1 protein-coding gene is annotated in these 605 nt (G+C 63.6%); it reads right to left on the bottom strand.

Annotation, left to right across the window (positions count from 1 at the left end):
• Positions 1–605: IS630 family transposase (locus tag ACFPZI_RS37230; protein WP_381371595.1), on the bottom strand; the 605-nt coding region annotated here is incomplete at both ends.

Below are 605 nucleotides of genomic sequence, written 5' to 3'. Positions count from 1 at the left end.
TGACCTTAGCGAGGTAGTCGGCGAGGGATCTGAGGATCTCGTCGGCGGTCTTGGTCCAGGCGAAGGGCCTGGGGTTCTCGTTCCAGGTAACGATCCAGGCCTTGATGTCGTCCTCCAGCGCTTTCACGGAGGTGTGGACGCCGCGGCGGATGAGCCTGTCGGTGAGCAAGCCGAACCAGCGCTCGACCTGGTTGATCCAGGAGGATCCGGTCGGGGTGAAGTGGACGTGGAAACGCGGATGCTTGGCCAGCCACGTTCTGATCTCCGCGGTGTTGTGGGTGGCGTAGTTGTCACACACCAGGTGCACGTCGAGTTCACGCGGTACGGCCTTGTCTATCGTGACCAGGAACTTCTTGAACTCGATGGCCCGATGACGGCGGTGGAGTTCGCCGATGACGGTGCCGTCGGCGATGTTGAAGGCGGCGAACAGGCTGGTGATGCCGTGCCGCAGGTAGTCGTGGGTGCGGCGCTCGGGCATGCCCGGCATCATCGGCAGCACCGGCTGGGACCGGTCCAGCGCCTGGATCTGGCTCTTCTCATCGACGCACAGCACCACCGCCTTCTCGGGCGGGTTGTGATACAGGCCGACGACGTCGACGACCTTA

It is taken from the genome of Streptomyces chlorus (assembly GCF_042655885.1).
Taxonomy (GTDB): Bacteria; Actinomycetota; Actinomycetes; order Streptomycetales; family Streptomycetaceae; genus Streptomyces; species Streptomyces chlorus.
The sequence above is the reverse complement of the archived record's forward strand: the minus strand, read 5'-3'. Positions and strand labels throughout refer to the sequence as shown.